8 protein-coding genes are annotated in these 17746 nt (G+C 63.6%); 6 read left to right on the plus strand and 2 right to left on the minus strand.

Going from position 1 to position 17746, the window contains the following annotated elements; all coding sequences use genetic code 11:
* Positions 1–34: 34 nt before the first annotated feature.
* A complete protein-coding gene (locus tag U1839_RS03745; RefSeq protein WP_332802330.1) occupies positions 35–1399 on the minus strand; it encodes a hypothetical protein in 1365 nt (454 codons plus the stop codon).
* Between the two features lie 346 nt (positions 1400–1745).
* On the opposite strand from U1839_RS03745, the gene rpoB reads away from it, so the two are divergent.
* The 6 genes from rpoB (at position 1746) to U1839_RS03775 (ending at position 15555) form a co-directional block, all read left to right on the plus strand.
* Positions 1746–5897 carry a DNA-directed RNA polymerase subunit beta gene (gene rpoB / locus U1839_RS03750; protein ID WP_332802331.1) on the plus strand — a complete coding sequence of 1384 codons (4152 nt, stop codon included), beginning with the start codon at positions 1746–1748 and terminating at the stop codon, positions 5895–5897.
* 126 nt (positions 5898–6023) lie between these two features.
* On the plus strand, positions 6024–10295 hold the full coding sequence (rpoC, locus tag U1839_RS03755) for a DNA-directed RNA polymerase subunit beta' (RefSeq protein WP_332802332.1): 4272 nt from the start codon (positions 6024–6026) through the stop codon (positions 10293–10295).
* A 432-nt stretch (positions 10296–10727) separates the two neighbouring features.
* Positions 10728–12800, plus strand: coding sequence for an NHL repeat-containing protein (locus U1839_RS03760; RefSeq protein WP_332802333.1), 2073 nt, complete (start codon positions 10728–10730; stop codon positions 12798–12800).
* A gap of 24 nt (positions 12801–12824) precedes the next feature.
* A complete protein-coding gene (locus tag U1839_RS03765; protein WP_332802334.1) occupies positions 12825–13802 on the plus strand; it encodes a restriction endonuclease in 978 nt (325 codons plus the stop codon).
* A 181-nt stretch (positions 13803–13983) separates the two neighbouring features.
* Complete coding sequence (locus U1839_RS03770; protein WP_332802335.1) at positions 13984–14700, plus strand: hypothetical protein; 717 nt, start codon at positions 13984–13986, stop codon at positions 14698–14700.
* On the plus strand, positions 14701–15555 hold the full coding sequence (locus U1839_RS03775; protein ID WP_332802336.1) for a hypothetical protein: 855 nt from the start codon (positions 14701–14703) through the stop codon (positions 15553–15555).
* A gap of 582 nt (positions 15556–16137) precedes the next feature.
* Here the strand turns inward: U1839_RS03775 and U1839_RS03780 are convergent.
* The gene (locus U1839_RS03780; RefSeq protein ID WP_332802337.1) at positions 16138–17388 is read right to left on the minus strand and encodes an aminotransferase class V-fold PLP-dependent enzyme; all 1251 of its coding nucleotides are present in this window, start codon (positions 17386–17388) and stop codon (positions 16138–16140) included.
* Between the last annotated feature and the right edge of the window lie 358 nt (positions 17389–17746).

Consider the following 17746-nt stretch of genomic DNA (forward strand, 5'->3'; position numbering starts at 1 on the left):
CGGGCGCGACGATTGCATCTGCGCGCTGGCAGGATCAGGCGTGTTCGGGCACCCCGAACAGTTCTGCCGTCACCTCGTCATGCATGTGCGGGCGACCGATCGGGATCGGCGTCACATCGCCGCCGTCGTCGCTCACGCCGATGCGGAACGAGGCGGACGTCCGGCCCTCGCTGCCATCGGGCAGCGAATAGCGCGCATCGGCGACGATGACCGGCGACACCGATCCGTTCAGCGAGGCGCGCGGCATGGCCAGCGTCGCTTCCAGCGTGCGTCCTTCGCCCGGCTTGATTCGCACGGCGGGGACGTCACCGTCACGCTCGAGCAACAGGCGGTCCATCTCTTCGTCGGCCGGCGCGCCGGCAAACATGAAGGTGGAGATCCGCACATCGTCGGCTGACACCGAGCCGGAATTGCCGATCGTCAGTTCGATTTCGACCACGGCCTCGTCGACATTGGTGCCGGCGCGCAACGGGCGCATCGCCATTTCAAGCCATGGGCGGTCAGCGACCGGCGCATCGCCGGCGGTCAAGGCCGCCACATCGCCTGCGTCGGCGGCAACCAGTTCGCCGGTGCCGGCCACGGCAGCGGCCGAAGCCGAATCGTCGACGACGGGTGCCACGGGCTCGGGCTGCACGCGGGCGGCACGACGCAGGAACTGCGGCTCGCCGCGCATGATCGCGGCCGGTGCTGCTTCCGCCGCGATCGACGGGCTGACGGCAGGTGCGATCACCGGCTCCACCATCACGGGCGTAGCAACCGGCTCATAAACCGGTTCTTCGTACGTGACCGGCTCGTCATAGCTGTCATATTCGGCGGCGCGGCGACGACGGGCGGCCCAGAGCAGGCCGACCAGGGCAATCAGCCCGACGCCGAGCAACGCCAGCCATGGCGAGCTCCAGAAGCCGGGCTTGCTCGCTTCGTTGGCAGGCGTGGCGGTAGTGGTTTCGGTCGTTGTGGATGCGCTGGTCTGCTCAGCCGGCGCGGGCGTGGTGACGGGGGTGGTCGTTTCCGGCGTGGCCGCGACCGGCGCAGACACGGGGGCCGGAAGCGCAGCGACGGGCGCGGCGCTGGGACGCGCCACCGGTGTCTGGGTTGCGCGGCTTTGCGATGCGGCGCGCGGCGGCGTCGCGCGGGGCGCCGGCTGTCGTGCCGCGGTCGCGCGGGGCGCCACGGCTTCGGGCGGCGGCGGCGCCTCGACCGGCTCGGTCTGCACCGTCTGCACGGGGGCACTTTGCACCGGTACGGGCGCCGGCGCAGCCTGAGCCGGCGCGGTCTGCACGACGACCGGCGGCGCAACCGTGGTCGGCGTCTCCTGCGCCACGGCCGGAACCGCGAGCAGGGCAAGGGTTGGAACGAGCGCGGCAAGCGCGCGGCGATGCGGGGGGAATGTGTGTTTCATAACGCGGACTCAATGAAGGGAACCGGCATTTCGACCCGCGATCGGTTCGGAATTGCGATGAACCGGGCGACATGACCGATCAGCGGAGCACGACTCGGGGCTATCAGCCCGTTGACATCGCGCCGTTTGACAGTTTCCAACACGCTACCTATATGGCTGCCATCGCCACAGCTCCGGGAAATGACACGCCGTCGCGCAGCGTGTCGCATGCATGGGGGCTTTGGTTCATACGACGCCGGAGAGCTGCCATCTTCCGAACACGGAGATGCGCGGCTTTTTTGCGTCGTTTCGCGTGCCCGCCCGGTGGCAACCGAGCACGACATTCTGGCTGACGAGGCTCTATTACATGGCAACCAAAGCGTTCGACGGTGGCACGATGAAGCGCCGCATCCGCAAGGTATTCGGCAACATCCACGAAGTGGTGCAGATGCCGAACCTGATCGAGGTTCAGCGCGAATCCTACGAGCAGTTCCTGCGGTCCGATCCGTCGACGGGCTATATCTCGGGTCTCGAAAAGACGCTGCGCAGCGTCTTCCCGATCCGCGATTTCGCCGGCACCGCCGAACTCGACTTCGTCAACTACGAGCTCGAGCCGCCCAAGTTCGACACCGACGAGTGCCGCCAGCGCGGCATCACCTATGCCGCGCCGATGCGCGTTACGCTGCGCCTTATCGTGTTCGAGGTGGACGCCGATACCGAGGCCCGCTCGGTCCTCGATATCAAGGAGCAGGACGTTTACATGGGCGACATGCCGCTCATGACGCACAACGGCACCTTCATCATCAACGGCACCGAGCGCGTCATCGTCTCGCAGATGCACCGTTCGCCGGGCGTGCTGTTCGACCATGACCGCGGCAAGACCCACGCCTCGGGCAAGTATCTCTTCGCCGCGCGCGTCATCCCGTATCGCGGCTCGTGGCTCGATTTCGAGTTCGACGCCAAGGACATCGTCAACGTCCGCATCGATCGCAAGCGCAAGCTGCCGGTCACGGCGCTGCTCTATGCGCTGGGCATGACGTCCGAGGACATCCTCAACTATTTCTACAACCGCGTGACCTTCGTGCGCGGCGAGGGTGGCTGGCAGATCCCGTTCGCGGCCGAGAACTGGCGTGGCCAGAAGCCGATGTTCGACATCGTCGACGGCAAGTCGGGCGAAGTCATCTTCCCGTCGGGCCAGAAGATCTCGCCGCGCGCCGCCAACAAGGCGGCCAAGGACGGTCTCGAGACGCTGCTGATCCCGACCGAGGAAATCTACGGTCGTTATTCGGCCTATGACCTGATCAACGAATCGACCGGCGAGATCTACATCGAAGCCGGCGACGAAGTGACGTCAGAGAATCTCGAACTGCTCGACAAGGCCGGGATCGACCGCATCGACCTGCTCGACATCGACCATGTCACGACCGGTCCGTGGATCCGCAACACGCTCAAGGTCGACAAGGCCGAGGAGCGCGAGCAGGCGCTGTCCGACATCTACCGCGTCATGCGCCCCGGCGAACCGCCGACGCTCGAAACGGCGGAAGCGCTGTTCGGCGGGCTGTTCTTCGATCCCGACCGCTATGATCTGTCGGCCGTCGGTCGCGTCAAGCTCAACATGCGTCTCGAACTCGACGTCGAGGACACCGTCACGACGCTGCGCGCCGAGGACATCCTCGCCGTGGTCAAGACGCTGGTCGACCTCAAGGACGGCAAGGGCGAGATCGACGACATCGACAATCTCGGCAACCGCCGCGTGCGTTCGGTCGGCGAGCTGCTCGAGAACCAGTACCGCGTCGGCCTGCTCCGCATGGAGCGCGCCGTAAAGGAGCGGATGAGCTCGGTCGACGTGTCGACCGTGATGCCCAACGACCTGATCAACGCCAAGCCTGCGGTTGCCGCGGTGCGCGAGTTCTTCGGCTCGTCGCAGCTGTCGCAGTTCATGGATCAGACCAACCCGCTCTCCGAAGTGACGCACAAGCGTCGCGTCTCGGCGCTCGGGCCGGGCGGTCTGACGCGTGAGCGCGCCGGCTTCGAGGTCCGCGACGTTCACCCGACCCATTATGGCCGCATCTGCCCGATCGAGACGCCGGAAGGCCCGAACATCGGCCTGATCAACTCGCTCGCCAGCTTCAGCCGCGTCAACAAGTATGGCTTCATCGAAACGCCGTACCGCAAGGTCGTCGACCACAAGGTGACCGACGACGTCGTCTATCTGTCGGCGATGGAAGAGGCCAAGCACACCATCGCGCAGGCCAACGCCGAGCTCGATTCGACCAAGGGCTTTGTCGAGGAACTCGTCTCGTCGCGTCAGGCGGGCGAATTCCTGATGGCGATCCCCGACAACATCACACTGATGGACGTCAGCCCCAAGCAGCTCGTCTCGGTCGCGGCATCGCTCATTCCGTTCCTGGAAAACGATGACGCCAACCGCGCGCTGATGGGCTCGAACATGCAGCGTCAGGCCGTGCCGCTGGTGCGCGCCGAGGCGCCGTTTGTCGGCACCGGCATGGAAGAGACTGTGGCGCGCGACTCGGGCGCCGCGATCGCTGCCAAGCGTTCGGGCATCGTCGACCAGGTCGACGCGACCCGCATCGTCATCCGCGCGACGGGTGAGGTCGAGGCCGGCCAGTCGGGCGTCGACATCTACACGCTGATGAAGTTCCAGCGCTCCAACCAGAACACCTGCATCAACCAGCGTCCGCTGGTGAAGGTCGGTGAAGTGGTCAATATCGGCGACGTGATCGCCGATGGCCCGTCGACCGAGTTCGGCGAGCTGGCGCTGGGCCGCAACGCGCTCGTCGCGTTCATGCCCTGGAACGGCTACAACTACGAGGATTCGATCCTCATCTCCGAGCGTATCGTCAAGGACGACATCTTCACCTCGATCCACATCGAGGAATTCGAGGTCATGGCGCGCGACACCAAGCTCGGGCCGGAAGACATCACGCGCGACATCCCCAATGTCGGCGAGGAAGCGCTGCGCAACCTCGACGAGGCGGGCATCGTCTATATCGGCGCCGAAGTGGAGCCGGGCGACATCCTGGCCGGCAAGATCACCCCCAAGGGTGAATCGCCGATGACGCCGGAGGAGAAGCTCCTCCGCGCCATCTTCGGCGAGAAGGCGTCCGACGTGCGCGACACCTCGCTGCGTCTGCCGCCGGGCGTTGCCGGCACCGTCGTCGAGGTCCGGGTGTTCAACCGCCACGGCATCGACAAGGACGAGCGCGCGATGGCGATCGAGCGCGAAGAGATCGAGCGCCTCAAGAAGGACTCGGACGACGAGCGCAGCATCCTCAACCGCGCGACCTGGTCGCGGCTGCGCGAGATGCTGATCGACCAGACCGCCACCGGCGCGCCGAAGGGCGTCAAGAAGGGCGGCGTGATCGATCAGGACCTGCTCGACAGCGTCGACCGCCACGAATGGTGGAAGTTCGCCGTTGCCGACGACAAGGCGCAGAGCGATCTCGAAGCGGTCAAGGTCCAGTATGACGATGCCGTCAAGGTGATCACGGACAAGTTCCACGATCGCCGCGAGAAGCTCGAGCGGGGCGACGAGCTGCCGCCGGGCGTGCTCAAGATGGTCAAGGTGTTCGTCGCGGTGAAGCGCAAGCTGCAGCCGGGCGACAAGATGGCCGGCCGTCACGGCAACAAGGGCGTCATCTCGCGCATCCTGCCGGGTGAGGACATGCCGTTCCTCGCCGACGGAACGCCGGTCGACATCGTGCTCAACCCGCTGGGCGTGCCGTCGCGCATGAACGTCGGGCAGATCTTCGAGACGCATCTCGGCTGGGCCGCGCGCGGTCTCGGCGGTCAGATCGCCCAGGCGCTCGAGGATTGGCGCGAAGCCAATCCGGATGCCAAGGCGGGCGCGATGCCCGAGGTGGTCCGCGATCGCCTCAAGACGGTCTATGGCGAGCAATACCATGCCGAGATCGACGCCCGCACCCCTGAGCAGATCATCGATCTGGCGCAGAACCTGCGCGGCGGCGTGCCGATGGCGACGCCGGTGTTCGACGGTGCGCGTGAAGCCGATGTCTCGGCGATGCTGGCGCTGGCCGGGCTCGATACCTCGGGCCAGTCGGACCTGTTCGACGGACGTACCGGCGACAAGTTCGATCGCAAGGTGACGGTGGGCTATATCTACATGCTCAAGCTGCACCATCTCGTGGACGACAAGATCCACGCCCGGTCGATCGGGCCGTACAGCCTCGTCACCCAGCAGCCGCTGGGCGGTAAGGCGCAGTTCGGCGGACAGCGCTTCGGCGAGATGGAGGTCTGGGCGCTCCAGGCCTACGGCGCGGCGTATACCTTGCAGGAAATGCTCACGGTGAAGTCGGACGACGTGGTCGGCCGCACCAAGGTCTATGAGGCGATCGTCAAGGGCGACGACACCTTCGAGGCCGGCATTCCGGAGAGCTTCAACGTGCTCGTCAAGGAAATGCGCTCGCTGGGTCTGAACGTCGAGCTCAAGAGCCTCGAACAGTTCGACGACGACGGCGTCGCCATCGCGGCGCAGTAAGTTGCCTTCTCCCCTCCCGCTCGCGGGAGGGGTCGGGGGAGGGCCTGACGGACGGCCACCCTCGACGAGCAGAACAGTCCCTCCCCTAACCCCTCCCGCAAGCGGGAGGGGAACTGGAGAATCAGAATGAACGAACTGACCAACTTCGCCAATCCGGTCGCCAAGCCGGAGACCTTCGACCAGATCCAGATCGGCATCGCGTCCCCCGACCGCATCCGTTCGTGGAGCTTCGGCGAGATCAAGAAGCCGGAAACCATCAACTATCGCACGTTCAAGCCCGAGCGTGACGGCCTGTTCTGCGCGCGCATCTTCGGTCCGATCAAGGATTACGAGTGCCTGTGCGGCAAGTACAAGCGCATGAAGTACAAGGGCATCGTCTGCGAGAAGTGCGGCGTCGAGGTCACCGTCTCGAAGGTCCGTCGTGAGCGCATGGGCCATATCGAGCTCGCCGCCCCGGTCGCGCACATCTGGTTCCTCAAGTCGCTGCCGTCGCGCATCGGCCTGCTGCTCGACATGCAGCTCAAGCAGCTTGAGCGCGTGCTGTACTTCGAGGCCTATATCGTGATCGAGCCGGGCCTGACCCCGCTCGACAAGTATCAGCTGCTGACCGAGGACGAGCTGCTCGACGCGCAGGACGAATATGGCGAAGACGCCTTTTCGGCCGGCATCGGCGCCGAAGCCGTGCGCATCATGCTCGAGAGCCTCGATCTCGAGGGTGAGCGCAAGGACCTGCTCGAAGAGCTCGCGGTCACCAAGTCCGAGCTCAAGCCCAAGAAGATCATCAAGCGCCTGAAGGTCGTCGAGAGCTTCATCGATTCGGGCAACCGCCCGGAATGGATGATCCTCGAGGTCGTGCCGGTCATCCCGCCCGAACTGCGCCCGCTGGTGCCGCTCGACGGCGGCCGCTTCGCGACGTCGGATCTCAACGATCTGTATCGCCGCGTGATCAACCGCAACAACCGCCTCAAGCGGCTGATGGAACTGCGCGCGCCGGACATCATCGTCCGCAACGAAAAGCGCATGCTCCAGGAAGCCGTCGACGCGCTGTTCGACAACGGCCGCCGCGGTCGCACGATCACCGGCGCCAACAAGCGCCCGCTCAAGTCGCTGTCCGACATGCTCAAGGGCAAGCAGGGCCGCTTCCGCCAGAATCTGCTCGGCAAGCGCGTCGACTATTCGGGTCGTTCGGTCATCGTGACCGGCCCCGAGCTCAAGCTGCACCAGTGCGGCCTGCCCAAGAAGATGGCGCTCGAGTTGTTCAAGCCGTTCATCTACGCCCGCCTCGACGCCAAGGGTCTGTCGATGACCTTGAAGCAGGCCAAGAAGTGGGTCGAGAAGGAGCGCAAGGAAGTCTGGGATATTCTCGACGAAGTCATTCGCGAGCACCCGGTCATGCTCAACCGCGCGCCGACGCTTCACCGTCTCGGCATCCAGGCGTTCGAGCCGGTGCTGATCGAGGGCAAGGCGATCCAGCTTCACCCGCTGGTCTGCTCGGCCTTCAACGCCGATTTCGATGGCGATCAGATGGCCGTGCACGTCCCGCTGAGCCTCGAGGCCCAGCTCGAAGCGCGCGTCCTGATGATGTCGACCAACAACATCCTGTCGCCCGCCAACGGCAAGCCGATCATCGTGCCGTCGCAGGACATGGTGCTCGGTCTCTATTATCTGTCGATGATGAAGGAGAACGAGCCGGGCCAGGGCATGATGATCTCGGACATGGCCGAGGTGCATCAGGCGATCGAGGCCGGCGCGGTGACGCTCCACACCAAGATCATCAGCCGCGTCCCGCAGACCGACGAGGCCGGCAACCAGTATCTCAAGCGCTACGAGACGACGCCGGGCCGCATGCTGCTCGGCGAGTGTCTGCCGAAGAGCTCGAAGGTGCCGTTCGACACCGTCAACCGCCTGCTGACCAAGAAGGACGTCGGCGACGTGATCGACGAGGTCTATCGTCACACCGGCCAGAAGGAGACCGTGCTGTTCGCCGACGCGATCATGTCGCTGGGCTTCAAGCACGCCTTCAAGGCCGGCATCTCGTTCGGCAAGGACGACATGATCATCCCGGAAGCCAAGATCGCGCTGGTCGACGACACGCGCGACCAGGTGAAGGATTATGAGCAGCAGTATCAGGACGGCCTGATCACGCAGCAGGAAAAGTACAACAAGGTGATCGACGCCTGGAGCCGTTGCGGCGACCAGGTCGCGAACGCCATGATGGACGAGATCCGTTCGGTGAAGATCGATCCGGAGACCGGCCGCGAAATGCCGATCAACTCGATCTACATGATGGCCCACTCGGGTGCCCGCGGTTCGCAGGCGCAGATCAAGCAGCTTGCCGGTATGCGCGGGCTGATGGCCAAGCCGTCGGGCGAGATCATCGAGACGCCGATCATCTCGAACTTCAAGGAAGGCCTGACCGTCCTTGAGTACTTCAACTCCACCCACGGCGCCCGCAAGGGTCTCGCGGATACGGCGTTGAAGACGGCGAACTCGGGGTACCTCACCCGCCGCCTGGTCGACGTGTCGCAGGATTGCGTCATCATCGAGCAGGATTGCGGCACCGAGCGTGCGCTGGAAATGCGCGCGATCGTCCAGGGCGGCACCACCATCGCCTCGCTCGGCGAGCGTATCCTGGGCCGCACCACGGCCGAGGACATCGTCGACAGCAAGACCGGCGAGATCGTCATCCCCTCGGGCACGCTGCTCGACGAGCCGATGATCACCAAGATCGAGGCGATCGGCACGCAGGCGGTCAAGATCCGCAGCCCACTGGTCTGCGAAACCAAGATCGGCGTGTGCGGCAAGTGCTACGGGCGCGATCTCGCCCGCGGTACGCCGGTCAACATCGGTGAGGCGGTCGGCGTCATTGCTGCCCAGTCGATCGGTGAGCCGGGCACCCAGCTGACGATGCGTACCTTCCACATCGGCGGCGCGGCGCAGCTCAACGAGCAGTCGAACCTCGAGGCGGTCAGCGACGGCACGATGGTCTATCGCGATCTGCGCATCATCATCGATCAGCGCGGTCGTCGCGTGGTGCTCAGCCGCTCGGGCGAGCTGGTCATCATGGACATGGAAGGCCGCGAGCGCGCGGTGCACCGTATTCCGTACGGCGCCTATGTCATGTTCGACGACGGTCACATCGTCTCGCAGGGCGATCGCATGGCCGAATGGGATCCGTTCACCATGCCGGTGATTACGGAAAACCCCGGCATCGTGAAATATGTCGACCTGACCGAGGGCAAGACGCTCACCGAGCAGGCCGACGAGGCGACCGGCATCACCCAGCGCGTCGTGATCGAATATCGCGCCGCGACCAAGTCGAAGGAGGATCTGCGTCCGCGCCTGACCCTGCTCGACAGCGGTTCGGGTGAAGCGGCCCGCTACATGCTGGCGCCGGGTGCGGTGCTGTCGGTCGACGATGGTGCGACGGTCAGCGCCGGCGACGTGCTGGCACGTGTCAGCCGCGAAGCCGCCAAGACGCGCGACATCACCGGCGGTCTGCCGCGGGTGGCCGAGCTGTTCGAGGCGCGCAAGCCGAAGGAGAATGCCATCATCGCAAAGGTCTCGGGCCGTGTCGTGTTCGGCAAGGACTACAAGGCCAAGCGCAAGATCGGCATCCAGCCGGACGATGGCGGCGAGGTCGTGGAGTATCTGATCCCGAAGTCGAAGGTCATCGACGTTCAGGAAGGCGACTACGTCAAGCGTGGCGACAACCTGATCGGCGGCAGCCCCGATCCGCACGACATTCTCGAGGTGCTCGGCATCGAGCCGCTCGCGGAATATCTCGTGTCGGAAATCCAGGAGGTCTATCGTCTCCAGGGCGTGAAGATCAACGACAAGCACATCGAGGTGATCGTTCGCCAGATGCTCCAGAAGGTCGAGATCACCGACGGTGGCGACACCACCCTGCTCGCCGCCGAGCAGGTCGATCGTGACGAGATGGACGACATCAACAGCAAGCTGACCAAGGGCCAGCGCCCGGCGGTCGGCAAGCCGGTGCTGCTCGGCATCACCAAGGCGTCGCTGCAGACCCGCAGCTTCATCTCGGCGGCGTCGTTCCAGGAGACCACCCGCGTCCTCACCGAGGCGGCGGTCCAGGGCAAGCAGGACACGCTGATCGGCCTCAAGGAGAACGTCATCGTCGGCCGTCTCATCCCGGCCGGCACCGGCGCGGGCATGAACCGCCTGCGCGTGGCGGCCTCCAGCCGTGACGCCGCACTCCGCGTCCAGCAACGCGCCCTCCAGGCCTCGCTGATCGCCCCGAACTCGGCAGCGGAAGAGCGCGCCGCCGAGAAGCTGCGCGACGTCGCCGACGACACCGGCAGCGACGCGCTGGCGGTGGTGACCCCGTCGGGCCACGGCACCGACGAGGATGCCGGCGAGTATCTCAACTCGTAAGCGTTCCGCCTCGGCGAAGAAATGAAGAGCCGCCGTCCGGGGACACCCGGGCGGCGGTTTTTCTTTGGCCGCGCGGCGGGGGAGGTTGCAGCGCGGCTCGTTGTTGCCGCCACCTCTCCACTATGGGCTCCTGCGCAAGCAGGAGCCCAGGATCACAGGCGCCCCGCTGTGGGCTCTGGGTTCCTGCGCACGCAGGAACACTGTTGCTTGCCTGAATGACGCAAGCGCCAAACAAGCCGGGCATCCCGTTGCAGCCGCCACCTCCACTATGTGCTCCTGCGCAAGCAGGAGCCCAGGGTCACCGGCGCCCCGCTTTGGGCTCTGGGTTCCTGCGTGCGCAGGAACACTGTTGCTTGCCTGAATGACGCAAGCGCCAAACAAGCCGGGCATCGGCAGTTAACCTTGGCCGCAAATCACCCTAAGGCGCCTCGAATGCCCCGCACATTCCCCCGCAAACTCGCCCTCCTCGCCGCCCTGCTCCTCCTCGCGGTCGGGCTCGCCCTATGGCTGGCGACAACCCTCGGCTGGTTCTCCTCCGCCCCGACCCGCTTCGGCTGGCCCGCCGACCTCACCACCGCCGCCGGCGACGGCATCCGCGGCCACCGCGACGGCCCCGCGACCACCGCCCGCTTCAGCGACCCCTTCGCCATCGCCATTGCCCCCAACGGCACGCGCTATGTGGCGGACGCCGGCGACACCAACCGCATCCGTAAAATCGCCGCCGACGGCACCGTCACCACCCTGCCCGGCGTCTTCGACACGCCCTCGGGCATCGCGCTCGACAAGGCCGGCAACATCATCGTCGCGGACACCGGCGCCAACATGATCCGCCGCATCGACCCGACCGGCACCGTCACCACGCTCGCCGGCGACGGCACCGCCGCCTTCCGCGACGGCCCGGCGGCACAGGCGCGATTCAACGGGCCGATCGGCGTGGCGGTCGACGACAAAGGCAATGTCTATGTCGCCGACAGCTACAATGACCGGATCCGCCGCATCACCCCGGACGGCCAGGTGCGCACGCTGGCCGGCAGCGACGCGCCGGGTTTCGCCGACGGAACAGGCATCGCCGCCGCGTTCGACACCCCGACCGGCCTCGCGCTGGGCAGTGACGGCGCGCTGTTCGTCGCCGACACCGCCAACGACGCGATCCGCAAGCTCACGCCCGACGGCCGCGTCACGACCATCGCGCGCAGCGACAGCGGCAACGGCGCCGGCCTGCTCGACAAGCCGATCGGGCTGGCGGCAACCTGGGACGGCTTCCTCTATATCGCCTCGCCACGCGGCCGCATCGTGCAGATCGCCCCCGGCGGCGCGGTGCGCGTGCTGGCCGGCCCGGGCGCGAACGACGACGGCAACGCCGCGCTGCGGCTGATCGGCCCGACCGGCCTCGCGGTCGATCGCGCCGGCGCGCTCTACGTCGCCGATGCCTCGGCCTATGCCATCCGCAAACTCACCCCGCGCCGCGCCGGCGCCGCAGCGGTGAACGCCGCGCTGCGCTCGGCGCCGCCCGCGCTCGCCAGCGCGCCCGTCGTCCCCTGGCCGGTCGCACCACAGAACGCCTGGCACGAGGTGGTCGGCGACATGGGCGAGGTGCGCGGCAATTATCAGGGCGAGCCCCGCGACCATCTCCATGCCGGCCTCGACATCCGCGCCGGCGTGGGCGCTGAGGCGCTCGCCGCCGCCAACGAGAAGGTGCAGGACCCGCTGCCGAGCTGGGATGCCGAGGGTCTCGGCGAGGGCCTGCGCATCGACCAGCTGACCTATATCCATATGCGCGTCGGCCGCTCGCCCGATGGAACGCCGCTCGACCCGGCGCGCTTCGCGCTGGTCCGCGATGCCGCCGGCAAGGTTACGCGCGTGCGCGTCAAACGCGGCACGCGCTTCCGCGTCGGCGATCCGCTCGGCACGATCAACCGCATGGCGCATGTCCATCTCGAACTCGGCGCGCCGCGCGCCAAGGTCAACGCGCTGCTGCTGCACTTCCCCGGCTTCGCCGACCATGTCGCGCCGCATATCGACGGCGTGCGCCTGCTCGACGCCACGGGCACATATCTGACCGCGCTGCAGAACGGCCGCCTCATCGTCCCCGCCACCGCCGGCCCGCTCGATATCGTCGCCAACGCCTGGGACCAGGTCGATAACAACGAACCCCGCCGCCGCCTCGGCCTGTACAGGGCCGGCTTCCAGATTCTCAAAACCGACGGTGCCCCGCTGCTCGGCTTCACGCAGCCGCGCCTCACGATCGAACTGGATCGCATGCCGACCACGCCCGATGCGGTGAAGATCCTCTACGCCCCGGACAGCGGCGACACGGTCCATAGCGACCAGCCGACGCGCATGCTCTACGTCGTCAGCAATGTCGTGCGGCACGGCCGGGCCGAGCGCGGCGGGTGGAACCCGGCGGGGCTGGCGCCGGGGGATTATGTGGTGCGGGTTTATGCGGCTGATTGGGCGGGGAATGTTGCGGCGAGTGGGCGGGATTTGGCGATCACGATCCGGTGAGCCTGAGGTGGAGAATCTGTAACAGTGAGCGAATACCCGATCGCTGAGATCCAGTTCAAAATTAAACAACCGCATACTGGCAGCGTCGAACGTCCATTGTTAGAAGACGTTTGGGAGGGCGTCAAAATTAGTAGCATCAGGGCCATAGATCTCAAGATTGTAGAAGAGTTGGTCGAGTTTGCACGAGGCGTCGGTTTCGTTCTCGATTTCTCCGACGGTTCGTTTGCGGATTTTTTTCGTACCGAACTCGGCGTTGAGATCGATGATCCAAAGTGGCGCGCGGGTGGCACGTCGAAGGGCAAGCGACTAAGGTATTTTCTGCAGCAGACGAGTGATGCCTGCGCCGTGAAATTGCTGACGGCTCTGTGGGAATACCGAACGGTCATTGTCTCCCCGAACTCGGATCCGATGCCCAACGCGGAAGCCAAGGTAAACGCGCTAATCGCGCGCCTTGGCGGCAAGCCTCTTTCATCGTCTATAGATACAGGACCACCGTCGCCATCTTCACGCGATCCCGAGGTTTTTGCGCGATTGAACCAGGCTTTGGTGGCGATGACGTCCCTACCGCCTCAACCTCGCGGATACGCCTTCGAAGCGTTTCTCAAGGACGCATTCGCCCTGTTCAACCTCGCTCCTCGAGAGCCGTTTCGAAACCGGGGCGAACAGATCGACGGCAGTTTTCAGCTCGGACCTCATACCTATCTGCTTGAGGCCAAATGGCAGTCCGCGCCCGTCGGTGCCGAGCAACTTCATGCGTTTCATGGAAAATTACAGGGAAAAGCGACTTGGACGCGAGGGTTGTTTGTTAGCCACAGTGGTTTCAGTTCAGACGGTCTAAGCGCATTTGGTGGAGGGAAAAGCGTGATCTGTATGGACGGACTCGACCTTCATGATGCGCTGGCACGCTCGATTGGGCTTCCGGATTTAATCGAGCGCAAGGCGCGCGCCGCAGCGGAATCTGGCAGCCCCTTTGTAAGAGTGCGCGACTTATTTCCACTCTGATTCCCTTCCGAAGTTGTGCAAAGAACAAGTCACCCGAGTTCTCAGTGACAGCCCTTTCTCTCGCGGACAGGGAAATGTCGCGTCAACCGCGCGCGACTTGCCGATCACGAGCCCGTTGAATCCGAGGTTAAGCCCAGCTACGTCAAGCTGAGTATCATTACCTGCAAGTGAAAGTCATTAAATGCCCGAAGCCGACCAAGGCACAAACCCAGTGCATGATTTTATTGTCAGTGCAGTAAAAACGGCTTGGGATGACACTCAGGACGGCTCTCACAAGGCCATGCTGCTAAGCGCATTGGGGACAAAACTTAAAAACGAATTTGCTAATTACAGCACAGAGTTCCCCAAGGGAATTAAGGAATTTCTTCGGACTTGGCCTGTCGTGCAGATGGTTCAACATCCTGAAATAGTTGAGAAAATAGGTCTTGTTCCTTCCGGAGAACTCCTGCCCGACGATCTCGCCAGCCTCTTCCAAAAGGCGGGAGAACGGCGATCTTCGGGCTCTCCGATTTCGTATGATCAAGATTTTTGGAACGCATTCTTCAAACCCATTCATTCGACCCGACACGTTGTCATCGGAGAGAATGGTCAGCTACAGATTTTGAACGACGTCGCCCCCGCTCCGCGAGGTGCGTATGAAATAACCAAGAACGATATCGTCGCTCCCGATCAAGTGATGCCTATGTCGGAAAAGGTAGCGGCAACCCGTGAGCGAATCGATAATTGGCTGGCAAAAAATAACCTCGGTGCTTCACGATTTTTGAGAAAACATGTCGCGAGAGCAACAATCTCTCATGATCGGATTGCTAGCCTTAAGCACGCGTTTGAAAATATATCGGATGGAGATAGAAGCAGAATCACCATCCCTCTTGATATCATTCTTAAAATACTTTCTTAGATGTCAACAAAACATTACGTTCTATTTATTGGAGCATCAGCCTCTTTATCAAGCGAGCTTCACTCGCTAGAAGGCCGAATTGCGAATTCGAAAATTATATCTCCGGCAGCCGGAAAGAAATTTGTTGGAGTGAGTCAGCAGACCGTCGACGTAGCTGTCAAAGCGCTGTTCTCTCTTTTAGCTGGTGATGGAAATCAGCTTGAGACGGCGCGATTTTCTATTTGGTTATATGGACCTCCTGCCGCTGACCAACTCAAGATCCTCTGGGAAGCATTTGGCCGGTCGGCTTGGATAGAATTTGTACCGCTTGATTTGATGCACAAGAATAGCCCAACGAAGATATTTATCGAACGTCGGTTGAAGGTTGTATTGTCACTTATGCACGTCGTCTCGCAGGCTGTGTACAGCGGACGAAAAACTTCTCCGCTCCCATTACCTTTGCGTAATTTCAGATCTGATTTAAGCGATGAGCTGCGACGATTTTGGTACAGAGGCCTGGACGAAGCTTATTTAAAGGCAACGATCGAAAGGCTTTATCAAAAATTTCGACAGCGGCGAGTCGATGGTCAAAAGAAATATGAGGATGACCGCAACGTCATATTTGAGCCAGCTGGGGATGCGGTCTGTCATGGGCAGCCTCATCCCACGGGAGTTGGGTCGGAGCAGTTTATCGCCGGACGGTTTCGGTTCGGCGTTTCAATCTTCAAAGGATTTCACTACGAGGTTTCATCAGCCAAGCATTCTACTCTAAGATCAACGCTCACTGATGGAGACTCCGGTCAACGCGACATGACTCCTGAACGTAGAAGATACATAAATATATTCCCCAACGACCATCTTCTGCCGACAAAATAAAAAAGCGAGCCGCACATTGTGCAACTCGCTTTCAATTGTTGGCTAATCGCCAGAAACTATAACTGAGCATCAACCACGGAGTCGTCTACCTACGTAGCACGCTCGCCGAGTGCAGCAATTCAGCCTTTTGATCATGACTGACGCGGCACTTATGCAGTCCCCTGTATTCTCGTCTAGCTCAGCTTCGACGGTCACAGCTTCCTGCCGGATAAGGTAGGTTAAATATGGACGATAAGCGCCAATTTGTCAAGACAATCACGAGCTGCCGGTGCCTTCGCGCCCAAATCCCAAGGCGGTGTGGTTGCAAAGCTACGAGCGCCACGCCGCGCGTCGATATCATCGGCAACCACGGGGCCAAGGTCATCCCCATCCCGCTCAAGCCAGCCTTCATCATCCACACCGGCACATCACCCAGCTCTCGCGGCAGCGAGTTTAACGATGTCGATCAGATCTTACGCTAAACCAGCATTAAGACCTTCCTCGATCGCTTCGGCAAGGGCAGCCTCGGCGCGGGCTAGCAAAACTACGATCATGGGAAGGAAGGCCAATCGCTCCCCACCGCATCACGCACCCCCAATAACCTCAAGCAATCGCAACCAACGCCCGCGCCAACCGATCCATCTCCCCCGGCATATTAAAAACCGCCGGCGTCACGCGAACACACGCGCCCTTCGCCACGCCCGTCCGGTGCACGGTGAAAATGCCATGCTGGTCGAGCAGCCGCTTCGCCACCGCTCTGTTGTCGGCCTCGCTCGTCAGCCCGGCGATGCGAAACGAGGTGATCCCGCCGTGCAGCGCGGGGTCGTCCGGCGTCAGTATCTGGATCCGGGGGTGGTCGCGCACCTTGCTCACCCATAGGTCGCGCAGCGCGACCAGCCGGGCGGCGCGGCGCGCGGCGCCGATCCCGCGCTGAAACGCCAGCGCCGCGGGAAGGGTCAGCTGCGCCGCATAATCGACCGTGCCGGTGTGGATGCGCGCCTCGAGCGTATCGGGCATGTCGGCCGGGTTCGCCGGGTGGCGATCGATCCGGTCGAGCGCCCCCGCCCGGACATGGACGGCACCGACGCCGAGCGGATTGCCCAGCCATTTGTGGCAATTCACCCCGACGAAATCGGCATCGAGATCGGAGAGTCGGAAGTCGAGTTGCTGCCAGCTATGCGCGGCGTCGACGATCGCATCCACGCCGCGCGCCCGCGCCAGCGCGACGATCTCGCGGATCGGCAGCACCAGCCCGGTGCGGTGGCTGACATGGGTCAGCAACACCAGCCTGATGCGCGGATTGGCGTCGAAGGCGCTGCGATAGGCGGCGATCAGCGATGCGCGCGTCGCCGGTTCGGGCAATGCAATCTTCGTGACGGTCACGCCGCGCCGCTCGCGCAAACTCTCCATGCACGATTGCATCGAGTCATAATCGAGATCGGCATAAAGCACGCCGTCGCCCGGTTTCAGCCGGTTATAGCCGAGGATCAGGCTCGTCAGCGCCTCGGTCGCGTTGCGCGTCAGCGCAACCTCCTGGTCGCCCACCCCCATTTCGCGCGCCAGTTCGTGGCGCACCGCGTCGAGGTCCGCGTTCATCCCGCGCCGCGCATAGAAGCTCGATTGCCGGTTCACCCGCGCGACCTGCGCGGCATAGGCCGCCAGCACGGGCCGCGCCATCATGCCCCAATTGCCGTTCTCCAGCTGGATGACATCGGGCGTCACGTCATATTGTGCCGCGACACCGCGCCAATAGGCTTCGTCATTGCCCATCGCCGCGGCAAGCTGCGATGCGATCGGCAAAGCTGCCGCAGCGCCGATCACGCCACGGCGGCTGAACATCGGGGCCTGCTGCATCGGACGTCTCCCGGCATCGCGCGGACCCACCATCGATCGGGCAGACACGCACCGGCCCCGACACAAGAGCCATCGCGCACGCGGCGCAACCGAAATCGCATCCGGGGCTGACACGCGGATCGCCGGGCGGCGGCGGGCCGAACCGCGATGCGATGTGGGGCTGCCGCTTCGGCGCGATTCAACCTCGCCGCCACCCGCGTCATCCTCGCCGATTAACCGCAACCACGCGCGTCTTCCCGGCTGTTGGACAGTCGTCGCGCGCGCCACAAGCAGAAAGGCGTCAACATGCCATTTATCCGCATAACCCTTCCCGAAAAGGACCAGTCATCGGATAGCCCGGCCGGCAGTCGTTGGATGG

Source organism: Parasphingomonas halimpatiens (assembly GCF_036663795.1).
GTDB lineage: Bacteria > Pseudomonadota > Alphaproteobacteria > Sphingomonadales > Sphingomonadaceae > Sphingomonas.

Coding starts and splice junctions, on each gene's coding strand:
- U1839_RS03770 (WP_332802335.1), top strand. CDS start 13,984: ATGCCCGAAGCCGACCAAGGCACAAACCCAGTGCATGATTTTATTGTC.
- U1839_RS03780 (WP_332802337.1), bottom strand. CDS start 17,388: ATGCAGCAGGCCCCGATGTTCAGCCGCCGTGGCGTGATCGGCGCTGCG.
- U1839_RS03760 (WP_332802333.1), top strand. CDS start 10,728: ATGCCCCGCACATTCCCCCGCAAACTCGCCCTCCTCGCCGCCCTGCTC.
- rpoB (WP_332802331.1), top strand. CDS start 1,746: ATGGCAACCAAAGCGTTCGACGGTGGCACGATGAAGCGCCGCATCCGC.
- U1839_RS03775 (WP_332802336.1), top strand. CDS start 14,701: ATGTCAACAAAACATTACGTTCTATTTATTGGAGCATCAGCCTCTTTA.
- rpoC (WP_332802332.1), top strand. CDS start 6,024: ATGAACGAACTGACCAACTTCGCCAATCCGGTCGCCAAGCCGGAGACC.
- U1839_RS03745 (WP_332802330.1), bottom strand. CDS start 1,399: ATGAAACACACATTCCCCCCGCATCGCCGCGCGCTTGCCGCGCTCGTT.